Origin of the sequence: Streptomyces sodiiphilus, from assembly GCF_039529215.1 — a bacterium.
Taxonomy (GTDB): domain Bacteria; phylum Actinomycetota; class Actinomycetes; order Streptomycetales; family Streptomycetaceae; genus Streptomyces; species Streptomyces sodiiphilus.
The window spans coordinates 1-2030 of the sequence record NZ_BAAAMJ010000065.1; the positions used below are offsets into that span (position 1 = coordinate 1).

Below are 2030 nucleotides of genomic sequence, written 5' to 3' on the forward strand. Positions count from 1 at the left end.
GCGCCTCCTCCAGAATCACGTGGGCGTTGGTCCCGCTGATGCCGAAGGCGGAGACCGCACCGCGCCGAGGACGCCCGGTTTCCGGCCACGGCCGCGCCTCGGTCAGCAGTTCCACCGCACCCGACGACCAGTCCACGTGGGGCGTCGGCTCCGTCACATGGAGGGTCCGGGGCAGCACTCCATGACGGAGTGCCATCACTGTCTTGATGACGCCGGCGACACCCGCCGCCGCCTGGGTGTGGCCGATGTTTGACTTCAGCGCCCCCAGCCACAGCGGACTTTCCTCCGGGCGGTCCTGCCCGTAAGTGGCCAGGATGGCCTGGGCCTCGATCGGGTCGCCGAGCACCGTGCCGGTCCCGTGCGCCTCCACCGCGTCCACATCCGACGCCGACACCCCCGCGTCAGCCAGCGCCGCCCGGATCACCCGCTGCTGCGACGGGCCGTTCGGCGCGCTGAGCCCGTTGCTCGCGCCGTCCTGGTTCACCGCCGNCGCCCAGCTGGTGCCGTCGGTGTCTGCGGAGAACGCCTTGGACCGGCCGTCCGGGGACAGTCCGCGCTGCCGGCTGAACTCGATGAAAAGGCTCGGAGTCGACATCACGGTGACCCCGCCCGCGAGGGCCATCGAGCATTCCCCCTGGCGCAGCGACCGCGCCGCCTGGTGAATGGCCACAAGGGAGGAGGAACACGCCGTGTCGACCGTGATGGCAGGACCTTCGAGACCGAGCGTGTAGGCCACACGGCCCGACACGACGCTGGCCGCCTTTCCGGTCAGCAGGTAGCCCTCCAGATCGGCGGGCATCTCCCGCAGGTGAGCGGCGTAGTCCTGGCCGTTGGTTCCGATGAAGACGCCCGCCCGGGTGCCCTTGAGCGTCGTCGGGTCGATCCCGGCACGCTCGACGGCCTCCCAGGCCGTCTCCAGCAGCAGCCGCTGCTGCGGGTCCATGGCCAGGGCCTCACGCGGGGAGATACCGAAGAACTCCGGGTCGAAGTAGTACGCGTCGTAAAGGAAGCCGCCTTCCTTCGCGTAACTCTTGCCGCGCCGGTCGGGGCTGGGGTCGTAGAGCTCCTCGACGTTCCAGCCACGGTCGGTCGGAAACGTGGAGATGACATCCCGGCCGTCGGCCACCAGTTCCCACAGGTCCTCGGGGGCGCGGACGCCTCCGGGGAGGCGGCAGCTCATCGAGACGATCACGATGGGGTCGTCGTCTCCCGCGCCCGCCGCAGCCGTGGGGGCCGGCGCGGTGACGAGCTGCTGCTCTCCGAGAAGCTGCTGCCGCAGGTGCCCGACGAGGACCGCCGGTGTCGGGTAGTCGAAGAGCAGCGTGGTGGGCAGCCGGAGGCCGCTGGAGGAGTTGAGCCGGTTACGGAGTTCGACCGCGGTCAGGGAGTCGAACCCGACATCGCGGAACGCCCGGTCGGGCTCGACGGCGTCCGGTGAGGAGTGGCCCAGGATGTCCGCCGCGTGGTCCCGCACCAGGTCCAGCAGGTACTCGTCCTGCTCTGCGGGCGGCAGGCCCGCGAGCTTGCCGGCCAGCGTGGTCTGCGCACTCCCGGGGGCTCCCGCGCGGACCACACGGCGGGTGCGGGTGCGGACAAGACCTCTGAGGTAGGCGGGGATCTCCGTCACGCCCTCCGTGTCCCGGGCGGCTCGGCGTCGCAGCTCCGCCAGGTCGAGCCGGACGGGGAGCAGGGAGGGGTCCCCCACTGCCCGGGCGGTGTCGAACAGGGCCATGCCCTCGGAGCTCGGCAGAGGCGTGATGCCGCTGCGCCCCATGCGCTGGACGTCGGCGTCGTCGAGATGGCCGCTCATTCCGCTGCGCTGCTCCCACAGTCCCCAGGCGAGGGACTGGGCGGGCAGGCCGCGGGCCCTGCGGTGCTGGGCAAGCGCGTCGAGGAAGGCGTTGGCCGCCGCGTAGTTGGCCTGCCCGGCATTGCCGATGGTGGCGACGACCGAGGAGTAGAGGATGAAGGCTTCCAGATCGTGGCCGGACGTCAGTTCGTGGAGGTTGAGTGCGGCGTCCACCTTGGGC

General features: G+C 71.2%; 1 protein-coding gene. It reads right to left on the reverse strand.

Annotated elements, in window-relative coordinates:
* The coding region (locus ABD299_RS21690) for a type I polyketide synthase (protein WP_344265337.1) at positions 1 to 2030 on the reverse strand (2030 nt) is incomplete at both ends.